We start from the raw sequence: 17164 nt of genomic DNA on the forward strand, positions 1-17164 counted from the left end.
CAGAATCCCGCCATGGCGGGATTCTGCCCCGCTCAGAACCAGCGGGAGAGCTCCAGCGCCGCGCCGTCGTCGGCGACGTGCGTGGTGACCGCGTCGGCCACGGCCTGGACCTCGTCGGGGGCGTTGCCCATGGCGACGCCACGGCCGGCCCACTCGAGCATCTCGACGTCGTTGCGGCCGTCCCCGATGGCGAGCACGTCCGCAGGTTCGAGGTCGAGCTCGTCGCAGACGTAGGAGAGACCAGACGCCTTGGAGACGCCGACCGGGGTCAGGTCGAGCCAGGCGGTGTAGCCGACCACGTAGTCGATGCCGTGCAGGCCCAGCTCCCGGCCGAGAGCGAGGAAGTCCTCCGGGGTCGCGTCGGGGTCGCGGATGATCACCCGGGAGACCCGCTCGGCGACCATCTCCTCGACCGGGGAGATGGTCCTGTCGCCACCCAGCTCACCCTCCGGGAACGGGCGGTTCATCCGATATCCGACACCGCGGTTCTCCACCGCGACCAGCACGTTCGGCCGACGCTCGAGGATCGCCTCGACGGCCGTCCGCGCGTCGAAGGTCTCCTCGTGGACGACCTCGGCAGGTGGGTAGCGCGAGACCACCGCGCCGTTCGCGGCGACGATCCACAGCCGCTCCGCACCCGCAACAGGGATGCCGACGAGGTCGGCGATGTCGGTCATCGTGTGCAGCGAGCGGCCCGAGGAGAGGACCACATGGGCTCCCGAGTCGTACGCCCGGCGGACCGCGTCACGCACCTTGTCCGAGAGCGCCTCGGAGGTCGTGCCCGTGCCTTCGATCCAGCGCAGCAGGGTGCCGTCGATGTCGAGCGCGACGAGCTTGGGCTGCCAGGCGGACTCGCCCGGAAGGGCGGCGCTGTTCTCCGTCGTGCTCACTTCTGGACCGGCTCCAGGACCTCGCGTCCGAGCCACTTCTGCAGCGCCTTCGGCACCCGCACCGAGCCGTCCGGCTGCTGGTGGGTCTCCAGGACGGCGACGATGGCGCGGGTGATCGCGGTCAGCGTGCCGTTGAGGGTGGCGACCGGGGTGGTGCCGTTCGCCGTCCGCGACCGGATGTCCAGGCGACGGGCCTGGAAGGTGGTGCAGTTGGAGGCCGAGGTGAGCTCGCGATACTTCCCCTGGGTCGGGATCCACGCCTCGCAGTCGAACTTCCTCAGCGCCGAAGGACCGAGGTCGCCCGCAGCCACGTCGATGACCTGGTAGGCCAGCTCGAGCTTGTCCAGGAACGACTTCTCCCACTCGAGGAGACGCTGGTGCTCCGCGTACGACTCCTCGAGGGTGGTGTAGACGAACATCTCCACCTTCTCGAACTGGTGCACGCGGATGATGCCCTTGGTGTCCTTGCCGGCCGAGCCGGCCTCCTTGCGGAAGCAGGAGGAGTACGCCGCATAGCGCAGCGGCAGCGTCTCCGGGTCGAGGATCTCGTCGGAGTGGTAGGCCGCCATCGGCACCTCGGAGGTGCCGACGAGGTAGAGGTCGTCGTCCTCGATCTTGTAGACACCGTCGTCGACCTGGTCGAGGAAGCCGGTGCCCGCCATCGCCTCGGGGCGGACCAGGGCGGGCGCGATCACCTGAGTGAAGCCGGCCTCACGGGCCTGCTCCATCGCCAGGTTGATCAGCGCGAACTCCAGCTCGGCGCCGACCCCGGTCAGGAAGTAGAAGCGGCTGCCCGAGACCTTGGCGCCACGCTCGAGGTCGATCGCGCCGAGCATCTTGCCCAGCTCGACGTGGTCACGCGGCTCGAAGCCCTCGGCTGCGAAATCACGCGGTTTGCCGATCGTCTCGATGAGCACGAAGTCGTCCTCGCCACCGGCAGGAGCGTCGTCGGCGAGGTTGGGAATCGCCCGCAGCGCCTTGCCCCACTCCTCCTCGGCAGCGCCCTGCGCCACCTCGGCCTCCTTGACGGCCGCCGCGAGCTCCTTCACCTCGGCCAGCAGCTGCTGCTTCTCCTCGCCCTTGGCCTGGGCGACCTTCTTGCCCATCTGCTTCTGCTGGGCACGCTTGGCCTCGAAATCGGCGATCGCCGCGCGCCGGGCGCTGTCCGCGGACAGCGCCCGATCCACCACGTCGGAGGACGCGCCGCGGCGCTCTTGCGAGGCACGTACACGGTCGGGGTCTTCGCGGAGGATGCGCGGGTCGATCATGCGGCAAGGCTAGTCGACCGAGCCAGCAGATCTCACTTCAGTAAATCGGTGTCGCCCGCGGGCACGGGTCGCTCATTCTCTGCTGCGATGACGTTTCGCGCATACTGGCTCATCGTGCTTGACCTCTCCCGCCGCGCCCTGCTGCTCTGGGCGGCCTCGCTGTTCGCTCTGTGCGCCCTGATCGGGATCGCGGCGACCAACTCGTGGCCACCGGTCTCGACGATTGACACCCTCGGCCGCGACGCCGCGGCGATGAGCGCCGAGCACGGCTGGCTCCGGGGTTTCTGGCGCGTGGTCGAGGTGGGCACGGACTGGTACGCCGTCGTCGGGGTCGCGCTCCTGGTCGCCGCCGGCCTGTTCCGCACCTACCTGCGCGCCGCGGTCTACGTGCTCGTGGTCGTAGTGGTCACCATCGTCGTACGCCGCGGGCTGGTCGAGCTCATCGATCGCGAGCGGCCGTCGTGGCAGCTGATGGAGTGGTTGCACGAGACACCGTCCTACCCCTCCGGCCATGCGACCGGGATCGCCGTGCTCGCCGGGGCGATCGCAGTGGTCGTGATGATGTTCGTACGCCGCCGCGGCATCCGCCGGCTCGCCTGCACGGGTCTCACGCTCCTGGTCGTGCTCGTCGCGGCCGACCGGGTCTTCCTCGGCAGGCACTACCCCTCCGACGTGCTCGGCGGGATCGCCTTCGCCGCGGGGTTCATCTTCCTCGGCCTGGCGCTCTACACACCGCTCCCGGCCTCGCACGCGATCGGCCGGCGGCCGCTGGTCGACTCGGTGCGCGGCGACCGCAGGATCGCGGTCGTGCTCAACCCGATCAAGGTCGAGTCGGTCGAGCAGTTCAAGACCATGGTCGACGCGATGGCCAAGGAGTCCGGCTGGAAGCCTCCGACCTGGCATCTGACCACGGTCGACGACCCCGGCACAGGGATGGCGCGCGCGGCCCAGGAGGAGGGCGCCGACCTGGTGCTGGTGTGCGGCGGCGACGGCACCGTACGCGAGGTCTGCTCGGCCCTGGCCGGCACCGGCATCGCGGTGGGCATCGTCCCCGGCGGCACCGGCAACCTGCTGGCCCGCAACCTGTCGATCCCGCTCTACATCCGTGCCGCGATCGACGTCGCGCTCACCGGGCAGGACCAGGCCATCGACCTGGTCGAGGTCTCGGGCGACAACCTCGAGGACACCAACTTCCTGGTCATGGCCGGGATGGGCTTCGACGCCGCGATCATGAGCGGCGTCAACGAGGACATCAAGAAGCGGATCGGCTGGATGGCGTACGTCCTCTCCGCCTTCAAGAGCCTGATGTTCCCGGCGATGCGCCTGGAGATCTCCGTCGACGACGGCGAGTTCACCAGGCACCGGGCGCGCACGGTCGTGGTCGGCAACGTCGGCTACCTCCAGGCGAACATGCCCCTGCTGCCGGCGGCCGCGCTCGACGACGGCCTCGTCGACGTGGTGCTGCTCTACCCGCAGCGGTTCTGGTCCTGGCTCCCGCTCGCGTTCCGGGTGCTGAGCAAGCGGCCGCGCACCGACAATCTGATCAACCGGATGACCGGTGCCAGCGTCGTGATCCGGACCAACCACGACCAGCCGCGCCAGCTCGACGGCGACACCATCTCCGAGGGCCGGGAGCTGCGGATGAAGTGCCTTCCCGGGCGTCTTCTGGTCCGCGTGCCACGCTGAACGCTGGTCCCGATCGGGTCCCGAATCTGGCGACCCGCCCGGATGGCCAAGGTCCCGAGAATCAGGGACCAAGGTCCCTGATTCTCCGTGATGTCGGCGTCAGACCGAGCGAAAATGACCTTGACACCCGATGCTCCCGGGATGTCGATGCCCTCTTCGCGAGTAAATGTTCATATGGTGTGACTCACGACGCAGCGAAAGCTGCGTCGTCGCCATCGTCCCGGTTTCAGCCTGAAGCCGGTCGGCGGCGTAGCAGGACCCACACTGGTCGGATATCCCCCGCGACCAGTGATCGACTCCCGGGCCGTCCCACCCGCAGCCCGGGTATCAACCGGCACGCTCGGGAACGGTTCCCCCGCCACGCCCGAGCGTGTCGGCCTGTCGACTCGGCCAGATCTTCCCGGTGTCAGCGCCCGGGTTTGGCCTGCTGGACGGCTTCGGTCTCCTCGGGCGAGAGCTGCTGGGAGGATTCCCAGGCGCTGATGCTCTTGGCGTAGGACCGGGCCTCGGTGCGACCGTGGATCGAGGTGAGCACCACGCCGTCGCCGCTGTCGTCGAGCAGCGCCAGGCACCAGCTCAGGTGGCCGCCGGCGTCTCCGAAGGCGTCGAATCGCACCACCGCCAGGTGTCGCATGTTCATCGCCGCTTCGGTACGCAGGGCCGCGACCTCGGCACGGAGACCGGTGACATCGGTGGGCAACGGGTCCGCCGAGCCCGAGCCGGAGCGGCGTACGTCCTTCGTCTTCTGCCACGCGGCACCGGCGAGCACCAGAGCGGTGATTGATGTCAGCAGACTGAGAATTGCGAGAGCGACCACAACGGGCGAATCTAGACTGTCCGTGTGTCAGAGCCACGTCGCATCGCCTATCAGGGCGAACCAGGGTCCAACTCACACATGGTGTGCCAGCGGCACTACCCCGCGCTGGAGTCGGTGCCGTGCGCTTCGTTCGAGGACGTGTTCGCCGCCGTCGACGCCGCCAGTGGTGAGCAGAGCGCGTCGCTGGCGATGATCCCGATCGACAACTCGCTGGCCGGCCGGGTGGCCGATATCCACCACTTCCTGCCCGACTCCAACCTGCACATCATCGCCGAGCACTTCCTGCGGATCCGGTTCCACCTGCTCGGTCTGCCCGGAGCTCACCTCGACGACATCCGCACGGTCCATTCGCACGTGCACGCACTGGGCCAGTGCCGCAACATCATCCGCGAGCACGGCTTCACCCCGATCGTCTCCGGCGACACGGCCGGCGCGGCCCGCGAGATCCTCGAGGCGGGTGACCTGACCCAGGCCGCGATCTCGCCGCCGCTGGCCGCATCGATCTACGGGCTCGACGTCCTCGCCACCGACATCGAGGACGCCGACCACAACACCACCCGCTTCGTGGTGCTCTCGCCGGACTTCATCCAGGCACCCGTGGACGCGGGCAACGTGGTGACCTCGTTCATCTTCAACGTACGCAACCTCCCCTCCGCCCTCTACAAAGCGCTCGGCGGCTTCGCGACCAACGGGGTCAACATGACCAAGCTGGAGTCCTACATGGTCGACGGGGAGTTCATCGCGACCCAGTTCCTCGCCGAGGTCGACGGTCACCCCGACCAGCCGGGCCTCAAGCGGGCCCTGGAGGAGCTGGCCTTCTTCACCACCGACGTGAAGCTGCTCGGGGTCTATCCCGCCGACCCGGCCCGGCTCTGAACCAGCACGCAGTCGTCGGGCCCAGGTAGTTTCATGACCATGTCAGAGGAGCCCACCGCCGACCTCGGGTTCGCCCGCGTCGACCTCGACCGGGAACGCCGTACCGGCGACCCGGAAGTCGTGTACGCCGCCGGCAAGACCCCCGACCAGGTCGTCGCGATCCTCTCCCGGCTGCACCGTGCGCACCCGGAGCGTGCGGTCCTGGCCACCCGGGTCTCCGACGAGGCCGCCGCCGCAGTCGCCGTCGGCCTGCCGGAGGCGGCCCATCACGTGGACGCGCGTGCGGTCACCCTCGGGCAGTTCCCGACGCCGCAGGGCCGGGTGTGCGTGGTGGCCGCCGGGACCACCGACGGTCAGGTCGCGGCCGAGGCGGCGCTGGCCTGCCGCGTGCACGGGGCCGACGTCGAGACGATCACCGATGTGGGGGTCGCCGGGATCCACCGCCTCCTTGCCGTACGCGACCGGCTCGACGCCGCGGACTGCCTCGTCGTCGTCGCCGGGATGGAGGGCGCGTTGCCGTCCGTGGTCGGTGGCCTGGTCGGGGTGCCGCTGATCGCGGTGCCGACGTCGGTCGGCTACGGGGCGTCCTTCGGCGGTCTGGCCGCGCTGCTGGCGATGCTCAACTCGTGTGCGCCCGGGGTGACGGTGGTCAACATCGACAACGGCTACGGCGCCGGGGTCGCCGCCGGGCGGATCGCGCGGCAGAGCAACCGGTCCGCCGGTTCGGGTCCGCGATGACCATCGCCTGGGTCGACGGGTCCCACGGCGCGTCGGGCGACATGCTGCTCGGCGCGCTCATCGACGCCGGGGTGCCGATCGAGGTGATCTCCGCGGCCGTGGACGCGGTCGCGCCGGAGCCGGTCGCCCTCGAGGCCGAGCGCGTCACCCGGGGCGGTCTCGCCGCGAGCCGCTGCCACGTCGAGGTCGCCGACTCGGTCCATCACCGGACCTGGACGGACGTTCGCGGGCTGCTGATCTCCGCTTCGCTCGACTCCGCGGTCCGTGACCTGGCGCTGGCGGTGTTCGAGCGGCTGGCCGTCGCCGAGGGCGCCGTCCACGGGGTCCCACCCGACGAGGTCCACTTCCACGAGGTCGGAGCGCTGGACGCGATCGCGGACGTGGTCGGGGTCTGTGCCGGGTTCACGCACCTGGGTCTCACCGAGGTCGTCGTCTCCCCGGTCGCCGTCGGGTCCGGCTCGATCCGGGCCGCTCACGGCACCCTCCCGGTGCCGCCGCCCGCGGTGGCACGGCTGCTCGGCGGCGTACCGTCCTTTTCCGGGCCGCCCGGACACCCGGAGATGGAGATGTGCACCCCGACGGGCGCCGCGCTGCTCACCGCGCTGGCGACCGCGTGGGGCGACCAGCCGCTGATGGTGACGGGTGCCGTCGGCGTCGGAGCCGGCGGCCGCGACCCGGAAGGCTGGTCGAACGCGCTGCGCCTCACCATCGGCGAGGCCGCAGAATCCCGCCATGGCGGGGAAATGCGGCCAGCTCCGGCGGCGGGGGCGGGCAATTTCCCGCCATGGCGGGATTCTGCGGAGGTCGTCATCGAGGCCAACGTCGACGACCTCGACCCGAGGCTCATCCCCGGGGCGATCGACGCGCTCCTGGCCGCCGGCGCGAACGACGCCTGGGTCACGCCGATCATCATGAAGAAGGGCCGGCCCGCCCACACGCTGCACGCCCTCACGCCGGCCACCGCCACCGACGCGGTCCGGCGGGCGTTCTTCCGGGAGACCTCGACGATCGGCGTACGCGAGCACGAGACCGTCAAGCGCGCGCTGCCCCGCGAGATGCTGACCGTGACCGTCGCCGGGCACCCGATCGCGGTGAAGGCGGCGGCCCTCGAGGGGGAGGTCGTCAACCTGCAGCCGGAGTGGGACGACGTGGCCCGCGCCGCGGCGGTGCTCGGGCGGCCGGCGATCGACGTCCTGGCCGAGGCCAGGGCCGCGGCACTCGCCCTCCGCTGATCGGGCGGCGAGGGACCGGCCTTTCGCGGGGTGCGATGATGTGGCGTACGTAAAATGAGCTGGAACGGAACCTGAGTTGGACATCGCCGTCATCGCGCTCGCCTTCGCCGCGATCTTCGTGGTCGAGCTGCCCGACAAGACCTTCCTGGCCACGCTGGTGCTCTCCACGAAATACCGCGGGCTCTACGTCTGGCTCGGCGTCGGTGCCGCCTTCGCGATCCAGACCGGCCTGGCCGTCGCGATCGGCGGGGTCGCGACCCTGCTGCCCCAGACCCTGATCCAGGTGATCGCCGGGATCCTCTTCCTCGGCGGTGCGGTGCTGCTCCTGCGCGAGGCGCGGGCGCACGCGAGCGCCGGGGAGACCGAGGAGGCCGTACAGAATGAGTATGGTGCGGGGAAGACCAAAGAGGTCCACGGCCTACGCCAGGTCGCTGCCTCGTTCATGGTGCTCTTCGCTGCCGAGTGGGGCGACCTCTCGCAGCTGCTGACGATGTCGCTGGTCGCGCGCTACCACGAGCCGTACGCCGTCTTCGCCGGCGCGCTCGGTGCGCTCCTCGTCGTCTCCGGCCTCGCCGTGCTCCTGGGCCGTACGCTGCTGCGGTTCGTGAAGCTCGAGGTCCTCCACTACATCGGCGCCGCGGTCTGCCTGGTGCTCGGGATCCTGACGTTCGTCGAGGTCTTTGCCTGACGAGTCGAGGTCTTTGCCTGATGGGAGGAGTCTTCGCCTAGGCTCTGCGCCATGGTGAAACTGGGGGCTGACAGCGAGGTCGGCCGACTGCGTACGGTGATGCTTCATCGACCCGGTCGCGAGCTGACCCGCCTGACGCCGCGCAACAACGACAAGCTGCTCTTCGACGGCATCCCGTGGGTGAGGCGGGCGCAGGACGAGCACGACGCCTTCGCGGCCGCGCTGCGGGATCGCGACGTCGAGGTGCTCTACCTGACCGACCTGCTCACCGAGACCCTCGAGGTGCCCGAGGCCAGGGAGCGGGCGCTCGGCAACGTGCTGGAGACGCTGACCCTCGGCGACACCCTGCGCGCCTACCTGAGCGGCGCCCTCGCCGACGCCGGACCCGCCGAGCTGACCGACCACCTCACCGCAGGCGTACGCAACGACGAGGTGCGTGGCGGCCACGGTCTGGTCACCAGCCTCCTCGCCCACGACGACTTCCTGATCGACCCGCTCCCCAACCTGCTCTTCACCCGCGACTCGTCGGTGTGGATCAAGGACCGGGCGACCGTCACCAGCCTCGCGATGCCGGCCCGTAAGCGCGAGACCGCGCTCACCGAGCTCATCTACGAGTTCCACCCGCGGTTCCGGGGCAGCCCCCGGCTGCATGGCTCCCACCTGGAGCATGTCGAGGGCGGGGACGTACTCCTCCTCGCTCCCGGTGTCGTCGCCGTCGGGGTCGGCGAGCGTACGACTCCGGCAGGGGCAGAGCGGCTCGCGCGACAGGTCTTCGCCGAGGGTCTCGCCCACACCGTGCTCGCGGTGCCGATCGCGCAGGAGCGCGCGACGATGCACCTGGACACCATCGCCACGCTGGTGAGCACCGACAAGATGGTCATCTACCCGAACGCGGTCGACTCGCTGGTGGCGTACGCCGTCACCGCCTCGGGCGAGGGGGACCGGCTGGAGATCGCCAGCCCGCGCCCGTTCCTCGAGGTCGCCGCCGAGGCGATGGGCATCGACAAGCTGCACCACGTCGACACCGGGCTCGACCCCGTGGCCGCCGAGCGCGAGCAGTGGGACGACGGCAACAACACCCTGGCGCTGTCGCCGGGGGTGGTCGTCGGCTACGAGCGCAACACCCAGACCAACTCCGCCCTGGAGGCCGCCGGGATCGAGGTCATCGCGATCGCCGGGACCGAGCTGGGCTCCGGTCGAGGTGGTCCGCGGTGCATGAGCTGCCCGATCACCCGCGACCCGCTCGGCCCACCCGCTCAGGGGTAGCCCGCTCGGGGGTAACCCGCGGGTAACCCCTGCCGACCAGCATCGTTGATCTCTGTAACCGCCGTCACATAACGGCAGCCACCCCACAGCCGACCGAAGGAAACCCTCGTGACTGAGTCGTTCTTCTCCATGTTCTCCCCCAAGGAGATCGCGCAGATCAGCGCCACCGGCACCCGCGTGCACCTGCCGGAGGGCTGGTCGCCGATCTGGGAGGACACCCCGCCGGACAAGGCCTACATCATCCTCGACGGCACCGTCTCGGTCCGCCGGGACAAGGAGGAGATCGCCAAGTGCGGTCCCGGTGACATCATCGGCGAGGCGGCGATCCTGCGCGGGTCGCTGCGTACGGCCTCCATCGTCGCCCTCACCCCGCTCGACCTGATCCACCTCAGCGCCGAAAAGCTGCAGCAGCTCTCGGTCGAGATGCCGTCGTTCGCGAAGGCGCTGGAGAAGGTCGCCAAGGAGAGGTTCGACTCCTGACCCATTCGACAAGCTCCTCGCCGGGCTCAGGAGGGCACTCAGAGCCTCGCGTCGATGACCAGGCGGACGACCGATCCGGGGCCGGCCCGGACCAGACCCGCAGCCGCGAGGCCGACATCGAGCTGGCCGAGGCGCTCTCCGTGGTCGAGGCCCTCGTCCTCGGACAGACGCCGAGTCTGACCCGCGTCGACGTCGCGGCCGCCGCCGGCGTACCCGCCGAGTTCGCCGAGGACCTCTGGCACCAGCTCGGCTTCCCGCACGCGGGCCAGGACGAGGTCGCCTTCACGGAGGCCGACGTCGAGGCACTGCGGATGACCGACGAGCTCGTACGCCTCGGGGTGCTCAGCGAGGACCGGCGAGCCGCACTCGTGCGGACGTGGGGGCGGTCCTACGCCCGGCTGGCCGAGTGGCAGACCTCGCTGCTGGCAGAGGTCGCTCGGGAACGCGGTGGCGACGAGGTCGAGGACCTGGTCGCCCTGAGCGGTCAGGTGCTGCCGCTGGTCGAGGCGCTGCAGGACTACGTCTGGCGCCGTCATCTGGTCAGCGCGGCGCGGCGGATGCTCACCGTCGCGGACGCGAGCGCGGTGGCGCTGGCGGTCGGCTTCGTGGACATCGTCGGCTACACCGCTCGCTCCAAGCGGATCAGCGACAAGGAGCTGGTCGACTGGGTCGAGGAGTTCGAGGACACCTGCTCCAACGTCGTCGTCGAGCACGGCGGACGAGTGATCAAGTATCTCGGCGACGGAGTGTTCTTCACCTTCGAGAACGTCGAGTCCGCCGCCCGGACGGCGCTCGAGCTGGCCGCTCTCGGGGACGACAAGGAGAGCCAGTTTCCGCACGTCAGAGCCGGGATATCGTACGGCGACGTGGTGCTCAGGCTGGGCGATGTCTTCGGCCCGACGGTCAACATCGCCGCCCGCCTCACCACCCTCGCCCGGCCCTCCTCGGTGGTCATCGACCAGAGCTCCGCGGCCGCGCTCGAGGAGGTCGACGGCTTCCAGGTGGAGAAGATGCGCCGGACGAGCGTGAAGGGCTACTCGCGCCTGCAGGCGTTCCGCCTTCGAGCGGCGCGCGACGACTGAGCCGTTGCGGGGCGGACCTCGGACCTCGATCGGACCCGATCGAACCTGACCAGGATGGTCGGGCGACGGACGTCGCGTCCGGGCGAGGCTTGTCGTCGAAAGGAGGACCACATGATCGGCACGCTCAACACCCTGGTCGACCTGGTCGAGACCGAACTGGTCGACGGGCCGTCCGGCGAGGTGGACGTGGCTCGGGTCGCCCGCGAGCAGGGCACCACGGAGTATCACCTGCGCCGGATGTTCTCGGCCCTGGCCGGGATGCCGCTCTCGGAGTACGTACGCCGCCGCCGGATGACGCTGGCCGCGGCCGACCTGGTGGCGGGTGCCCCTGACCTTCTGGAGGTCGCGGTGCGCTACGGCTATGGCTCGACCGAGGCGTTCGGGCGCGCGTTCCGTGCCGTGCACGGTTCGGCTCCGGCCGACGTACGCCGATCTGGTGGTCCGCTACGCACACAACCCACGCTCAGGTTCCGCCTGAGCGTCGAAGGGAGCACCCCGATGGACGTCACCATCACCGACATGCTCGAGCTGCGGCTGGTCGGCCACGCCGCGAAGGTCCCGCTGATCCACGAGGGCGTCAACCCGCACATCCAGGCGCACATCGCCTCGATCGCGCCCGAGGAGCACCAGCGGCTCAAGGCGCTCAACGACGCCGAGCCGCGGGGCATCCTCGCCGTGAGCGCCGACCAGGAGCCCGACGCCGTGGAGGGGTCGATGCTCACCTACCTGCACGGGGTCGCGGTCACGCCGTCGACCGCGGTCCCCGGTGACCTCGACGCCATCACGGTGCCTGCGGGCGCCTGGGCGGTCTTCGCCTCCAGCGGCCCGCACCCCGAGACGCTGCAGCGGCTCTGGGCGGCGACCGCCACCGACTGGTTCCCCTCGAACCCGTGGCGGCTCCGGCCCGGACCGTCCGTCCTGCGCTATCTCGAGCTCACCGAGACACATGCGTCCTGCGAGCTCTGGATGCCGGTGGAGAAGGCGTAGAACTGCCGCTGGCCGAGCTTGTCGGGACCGTCACCGGGGAGGTCTCGACAGGCTCGACCACCGGGTCTCAGCGGATGGTGACCTGACGGTTGGCGAGGCCGGCGCGAGCCGAGCGCACCTCGGGAATGATCTCGGAGGTGTCCGCGAGGGCCTCGTCGAGCGCCGATCTGAAGGCGACGGCGGGCTCCTCGAGCGCCTCGGCGCCGGTGCCGACCGGCAGGTCCCAGACGGGTGCGAGCAGCCCGTGGGCACGGAACATCCCGACGAAACGGGCATCCGGCACGATCACGTCGCCACCAGAGACGTGCAGGCGGGCCAGTGCGGTGAGCAGGGCGTCCTCGGGCTCGGGCATAACCCAGCGCAGGTGCTCCTTGGAGCCCACCGAGGTCCAGTACGCAGCATCGACCGAGGTCAGCCGCTGGGTCGGCAGCACGGACTCGTTGGCGTGCTCGAGCGCGTGCTCGAAGTCGCCCTTGTCCTCGACGTCGGCGAGCCACCAGTCGAAGCCCTCGTGCACGGTGATGTCCAGGTCGGCGTTGAGCACCAGGTCCTGAAGGCGCGGACCGTCGCCCGGCGCCGAGGTGAGGCCGAAGATCCCGGACTCGCCCGCGGCGCGCTGCTCCAGAGCCTGGACCAGCGTCGCGGCCACGTCACGCGAGACGTCACCGTAGTTGTGCTGCACCTGCAGCCCGACCCAGACCTCGCCCGAGTCGCGCGACATCGCCGGCGCCGCGCCAGGCAGGAGCGTGCCCAGGGTGACCGGCACCGACTCGTACCCCTTGATCGACAGCGACGCCGTCGCCGACGGCACCAGCTCGCGCAGCGCGACCAGGTCGCACTCGCCGGGCAGGCCCTCGAACGGGCGCCCCACGAACGCACCTCCGGCGGCACCATGGCACGCCTTGTAACGCTTTCCGGACCCGCACGGGCACGCCGCGCGAGGGTTGGGACCGTCCGCCGGGGCCGCAGCCGCCTGACGGTTCTTTACTCGGGACTTCTTGGCCACGGCCAAACCCTAACCTGACCGGCCCTTCCGACATGTAACACGTCGTTCGTAGGACTACTCGCCCTATCCAAACGACCGGATAGTCCTACGAACAGCGTGTTACATGTTCAGCGGCCAATGTTCAGCGGCGGCCGAGCAGCTCCAGCATGAACCGCGGCCGGTCGGTGATCACTGCCTTGACCCCCAGGTCGAGGCAGAGCTTGAGCTGGTCCTCGGTGTTCACGGTGTAGACGTGGAGGTTCCGGCCCCTGCTCGCCAACCGACGCGCGAGCTTCGGGTGGGCGCCGAGCATGTCGATGCCGGCACCGATCCACCAGTCCTCGCCGATCACGTGCCGCACGAGCGACCAGTTGGCGGCGCGGTCGATGAGCTGCACGAGGGGTACGCCCGGCGCGAGCCGCTCCACCCGCTGCAGCGCCGTGAACGAGAAGCTCATCACTCGCACCGGGCTGTTCGGCCCCGCCCAGCCGAAGTCATTGAGCACGTCGGCCAGCCGGCCCTCGGTCAGCCCGCCGTACCGCGTCGGGTGCTTGGTCTCGATGGCCATCTCGACGTGCCGGTCGTAGTCCCGCACGGTCCGCAGCAGCCGATGCAGCGTCAGCACGCCGCGCATGTCCGGGTCAGGGTCCACCGTCGCCCCGGAACCGGAGCCGTGCTTCCACGCCGCGAAGTCGATCGCCTGCAGCTCGGCGAGCGTCATCTCCGAGACCAGCCCGCGAGCGCCGATCCGCCGTAGGTGCCGGTCGTGGACGCAGACGAGGTGCCCGTCCATCGTTAGCCGTACGTCGCACTCCAAGGCGTCCGCCCCCGCGTCGAGGGCCGCGACGTACGCGGCCAGGGTGTGCTCGGCGATCTCATGACTGGCGCCGCGGTGCGCGACGACCTGGGGCCTCATGGAGCGATTGTGGGCCATCGATCAAGGCCGTGGCGCGCGACACGAGCAGGGAGCTCGGATCGCGCCGCACGGAAAACCTTTACCCAGTGGCGTACGGATCTTGCACCGTCGCCATGAGGCGTCTCACCGCCCGCCGGCCACCCGCAGGGTCGTCGCGGTGACGTACGAAGCCTTGTCGCTCATCAGCCAGGCGACCGCCTCCGCGACCTCGTCGGGTGAGGAGGAACGGCCGAGGGGGATCTGGGGCGCCATCCTCGTGATCCGGCCGGGGTCGCCGGTCGCTGCGTGCATGCCGGTCTCGGTGAGCCCGGGAGCGACCGCGACCACCCGGATCCCCTGACCGGCGACCTCCAGGCCGAGCCCCTTGGTGAGTGCGTCGATCCCGGCCTTCGCGGCGGCATAGTGGACGTACTCTCCCGGCGAGCCGAGCGTCGCCGCGCCAGAGGAGATGTTGACGATCACGCCGCCGCTCCGGGTGTTCTCGGTGAGCGCCGCCACCGCGGCGCGGGCGACCAGGGTGGGGCCGACCAGGTTGACCGCGTACGTCTTCCGGATCTCGTCGGCCGGAGTGTCGACCAGGGGTGCGTAGCGGTAGGTCGCGCCGGCGTTGTTGACCACGCCCGTGATCGGGCCGGCGGCCTCGAACAGCTCGGCGATCCCGGTGTCCGTGGTGATGTCGGCGCGGACGACCTCGCACGAGGCCCCGAGCGCGCGGACGGAGTCGCGGGTCGACTCGGCGGCCTCGGCGTCGGACAGATAGCCCAGGACGAGAGAGTGGCCGTCGGCGGCGAGCCGATGAGCGATGGCGGCACCGATGCCGCGGGTGCCTCCGGTGATGAGAGTGCGCAGAGATCTGCCCAGGGATCGGTTCGTCACACCCGAAGGGTGTCACGCAGCCGCCACGCGACCAGCGCCAGCGCCAGGACTCCGGCGAGCGCCCACCCGGCCGGATAGTGCACGGCGGGCTCGTTCCAGCGCTCGTGGAAGTAGACCAGGTGCGAGGAGAGCAGACCGGCGTTCACCGAGCGGCCCTCCTGGATGAGTACGCCGATGGCGACCAGCACCGTAAGCAGCGTCTGCATCGCCCAGCCCAGGATCCAGGCGGGCAGCCAGGCGACCAGATCGACGGCGCGGCGTACGGACGTCACGAGCACGGTCACCAGCGCAGCGGCCAGCAGTGCGTTGATCACCGACGACGGCAGCTCGCCGGGGAGGATGCCGTCGAGCCAGAGAGGTACGCAGACGGCCGGGGCGGCCAGCATCGGCGCCCTCAGCACGCACGGTCCGAGGCCCGCGGCGAGGCCCGCCCCGAGACCGGCGAAGGTGGTGATCGCGGCGACCGCGACCAGATGGGTGAGCATCGTCGGGTTGGCCGCGGCGGCACCCGCGCCGAGCGACAGACCGACGACGGCGGCGACCAGGACCCCGGCGCCGGCGAGGGCGGCGCTGAGCGTCCGACGGTCGGGCCGCAGCCCGGCCGCCAGCCCACCGAGCGCGGCGGCGAGCAGCGTGAACGAGACCAGCTCGGCGACCATCGGGGCGAGCAGCAGCGGCTGGGGCCGGACGAGCTGCGGAAGGAAACCGATGGCCCAACCGGCAGCAGCGACCACCGGCACCGTCCAAAGACTGATCCGCTCAGAAGACACCTGCTCAGACATGTTCTCCACCGTGACAGGTGCAGGGTGAGGCCTGGCGGCGCGATGGATAACACCAACCCAACGCAAGATGCCCAATAATTGATGTTCTTCACCATGGACACGGGATTTCCTATTGCCAGGCGGCGGGCTGGACGAACTGGGTACCCTCGGAGGACACACGTACCCCACGCGTGGATGAGGTGAGAAACGGCGTGACCAAAGCATCCCGGCATATCTGGCTGACGGCGATGGCAGGCATTGGACCTCGGGTGGTTGCCGCCGTCGCGCTGACAGCTGCCTTCGCGATCCTCGCGCCCGGTGAGGGAAGCCTCGACACCGGCCATCGGCAGCCTGCTCAGCCCGACCCGGGTGCGCTTCAGGATCCGCTCGGCATCTCCAACGCGATGGGCGGCGTGAAGAACCTGACCTCGACCGACGCCGTGAGGCTGACCGGCGACGCCGAGGAGCTCTCGATCCCGCCCGTCGCCCTGGCCGCCTACCAGCGCTCGTCCACCGTGCTCAACGACGCCGACGCGACCTGCCGCATCGACTGGGCGCTCGTCGCCGCGATCGGCATGGTCGAGAGCAACCACGGTCGGTTCGGCGGCAGCGAGCTAGGCCCCAACGGCAGCGCCAGCCCGGCGATCATCGGCACCCAGCTCGACGGCACCCACGGTCGCGCCGAGATCCGCGACACCGACAACGGCCTCTACGACCACGACACCGTCTACGACCGCGCGGTCGGCCCGATGCAGTTCATCCCCTCCACCTGGACCTACGCGGGAGCCGACGGCGACGGCGACAACCGCCGCGACCCGCAGGACATCGACGACGCCGCGGTCGCCGGCGCCGCCTACCTGTGCGCCGGCACCGAGGACGTCAGCACCGACGCCGGCGCCCGCTCCGCCGTCTTCCGCTACAACCAGAGCCAGACGTACGTCTCGACGGTGCTGCAGATCGCCGACAAGTATCGCAACGGCGAGTTCCCCGGCTCCGCCGACGTCGACGGCGGGGCTCCCTCGACGATGAGGCCGACCGCGTCCGCCCTGCCGACCACGCCGAACAGCGCCACTCCGAAGCCGAAGACGACGATCAAGGCTGCGCCGGCTCCCGACGCGCCCGAGGCCCCGGCCCCTGCCGAGCCCACCAGCGAACCCAGCACGACCGCCGACGGCTCGGAGACCGGTGATTCGCAGGCCGGCAGCGGGGACGCGGGCGGGGAGACCGCAACTCCCACCCCGACGCCGACCCCAACGCCGACGCCGACCGATCCGCCGGCAACCGAAGAACCCGAGCCTGAGCCTGAGCCCACACTCGACGAGAGGTACGCCGCAGCGATCGTCATCGTCTACGGCGACCTGGAGTCCACGCGCCCTGAGGTCTACGCGGCGGTGCTCGACGCGTGCAAGACCAACTTCGTCGACATGCCGACGCTGCCCACCGACCTTGCGATCGTGGAGTTCCTCGTGAGCCTCGACGACTCCGAGGACCCAGCGTTCATAGATCTCCCGGCGCCGATCGTCGATGACACCACGCCGTCGAGCGACGACACCGAGTCCGTGGCCCCCAGCGAAACTGCCACAGCATCCGCGACCGTCACACCGTGATCCAGCTAC

At 70.2% G+C, this 17164-nt stretch carries 17 protein-coding genes; 10 read left to right on the forward strand and 7 right to left on the reverse strand.

What is annotated here, in order from left to right; translation table 11 throughout:
- Positions 1-32: 32 nt before the first annotated feature.
- Together ACRDPS_RS19565 and serS are read right to left on the reverse strand one after the other, a co-directional pair.
- Complete coding sequence (locus ACRDPS_RS19565) at positions 33-890, reverse strand: HAD family hydrolase (protein WP_431503331.1); 858 nt, start codon at positions 888-890, stop codon at positions 33-35.
- Positions 887-2158 carry a serine--tRNA ligase gene (gene serS, locus ACRDPS_RS19570; protein WP_431503332.1) on the reverse strand — a complete coding sequence of 424 codons (1272 nt, stop codon included), beginning with the start codon at positions 2156-2158 and terminating at the stop codon, positions 887-889. Before serS ends, ACRDPS_RS19565 begins: the two co-directional genes overlap by 4 nt.
- Before the next feature lie 87 nt (positions 2159-2245).
- Between serS and ACRDPS_RS19575 the strand changes: the two genes are divergently transcribed.
- Positions 2246-3844 (forward strand): YegS/Rv2252/BmrU family lipid kinase, encoded by a 1599-nt coding sequence (locus ACRDPS_RS19575; protein WP_431503333.1) that lies wholly within the window; start codon positions 2246-2248, stop codon positions 3842-3844.
- 406 nt (positions 3845-4250) lie between these two features.
- Here ACRDPS_RS19575 and ACRDPS_RS19580 read toward each other — a convergent pair whose 3' ends face one another.
- Positions 4251-4661 carry a DUF4446 family protein gene (locus ACRDPS_RS19580; protein WP_431503334.1) on the reverse strand — a complete coding sequence of 137 codons (411 nt, stop codon included), beginning with the start codon at positions 4659-4661 and terminating at the stop codon, positions 4251-4253.
- Between the two features lie 24 nt (positions 4662-4685).
- Between ACRDPS_RS19580 and ACRDPS_RS19585 the strand changes: the two genes are divergently transcribed.
- The 8 genes from ACRDPS_RS19585 to ACRDPS_RS19620 all read left to right on the forward strand — a co-directional run bounded on the left by ACRDPS_RS19585 (position 4686) and on the right by ACRDPS_RS19620 (position 12010).
- The gene (locus ACRDPS_RS19585; protein WP_431503335.1) at positions 4686-5537 is read left to right on the forward strand and encodes a prephenate dehydratase; all 852 of its coding nucleotides are present in this window, start codon (positions 4686-4688) and stop codon (positions 5535-5537) included.
- Between the two features lie 39 nt (positions 5538-5576).
- Positions 5577-6275 carry a nickel pincer cofactor biosynthesis protein LarB gene (gene larB / locus ACRDPS_RS19590; RefSeq protein WP_431503336.1) on the forward strand — a complete coding sequence of 233 codons (699 nt, stop codon included), beginning with the start codon at positions 5577-5579 and terminating at the stop codon, positions 6273-6275.
- A complete protein-coding gene (gene larC, locus ACRDPS_RS19595; RefSeq protein WP_431503337.1) occupies positions 6272-7507 on the forward strand; it encodes a nickel pincer cofactor biosynthesis protein LarC in 1236 nt (411 codons plus the stop codon). The genes larB and larC overlap by 4 nt, the downstream gene beginning before the upstream one ends.
- Before the next feature lie 76 nt (positions 7508-7583).
- Positions 7584-8195, forward strand: coding sequence for a TMEM165/GDT1 family protein (locus ACRDPS_RS19600; RefSeq protein WP_431503338.1), 612 nt, complete (start codon positions 7584-7586; stop codon positions 8193-8195).
- Positions 8196-8246: 51 nt separating this feature from the next.
- Entirely contained in the window at positions 8247-9461 is a 1215-nt protein-coding gene (locus ACRDPS_RS19605; protein ID WP_431503339.1) for an arginine deiminase, read from the forward strand.
- A gap of 108 nt (positions 9462-9569) precedes the next feature.
- Positions 9570-9941, forward strand: coding sequence for a cyclic nucleotide-binding domain-containing protein (locus tag ACRDPS_RS19610; RefSeq protein WP_431503340.1), 372 nt, complete (start codon positions 9570-9572; stop codon positions 9939-9941).
- A gap of 140 nt (positions 9942-10081) precedes the next feature.
- Positions 10082-11023, forward strand: a complete 942-nt coding sequence (locus ACRDPS_RS19615) for an adenylate/guanylate cyclase domain-containing protein (protein ID WP_431503341.1) — start codon at positions 10082-10084, stop codon at positions 11021-11023.
- A 111-nt stretch (positions 11024-11134) separates the two neighbouring features.
- A complete protein-coding gene (locus tag ACRDPS_RS19620) occupies positions 11135-12010 on the forward strand; it encodes an AraC family transcriptional regulator (protein ID WP_431503342.1) in 876 nt (291 codons plus the stop codon).
- A gap of 67 nt (positions 12011-12077) precedes the next feature.
- On the opposite strand, the gene ACRDPS_RS19625 is transcribed toward ACRDPS_RS19620, so the two are convergent.
- The 4 genes from ACRDPS_RS19625 to ACRDPS_RS19640 form a co-directional block, all read right to left on the reverse strand.
- A complete protein-coding gene (locus tag ACRDPS_RS19625) occupies positions 12078-13016 on the reverse strand; it encodes a DUF5926 family protein (protein ID WP_431503343.1) in 939 nt (312 codons plus the stop codon).
- A 121-nt stretch (positions 13017-13137) separates the two neighbouring features.
- The gene (locus ACRDPS_RS19630; protein ID WP_431503344.1) at positions 13138-13911 is read right to left on the reverse strand and encodes a glycerophosphodiester phosphodiesterase family protein; all 774 of its coding nucleotides are present in this window, start codon (positions 13909-13911) and stop codon (positions 13138-13140) included.
- 123 nt (positions 13912-14034) lie between these two features.
- Positions 14035-14787 carry an SDR family NAD(P)-dependent oxidoreductase gene (locus ACRDPS_RS19635; RefSeq protein WP_431503345.1) on the reverse strand — a complete coding sequence of 251 codons (753 nt, stop codon included), beginning with the start codon at positions 14785-14787 and terminating at the stop codon, positions 14035-14037.
- Positions 14784-15569 (reverse strand): hypothetical protein, encoded by a 786-nt coding sequence (locus ACRDPS_RS19640; protein ID WP_431503346.1) that lies wholly within the window; start codon positions 15567-15569, stop codon positions 14784-14786. The genes ACRDPS_RS19635 and ACRDPS_RS19640 overlap by 4 nt, the downstream gene beginning before the upstream one ends.
- Before the next feature lie 191 nt (positions 15570-15760).
- Between ACRDPS_RS19640 and ACRDPS_RS19645 the strand changes: the two genes are divergently transcribed.
- Positions 15761-17155 carry a lytic transglycosylase domain-containing protein gene (locus ACRDPS_RS19645; protein ID WP_431503347.1) on the forward strand — a complete coding sequence of 465 codons (1395 nt, stop codon included), beginning with the start codon at positions 15761-15763 and terminating at the stop codon, positions 17153-17155.
- Positions 17156-17164 lie beyond the last annotated feature (9 nt).

This window comes from Nocardioides sp., from assembly GCF_050699375.1.
Taxonomy (GTDB): domain Bacteria; phylum Actinomycetota; class Actinomycetes; order Propionibacteriales; family Nocardioidaceae; genus Nocardioides.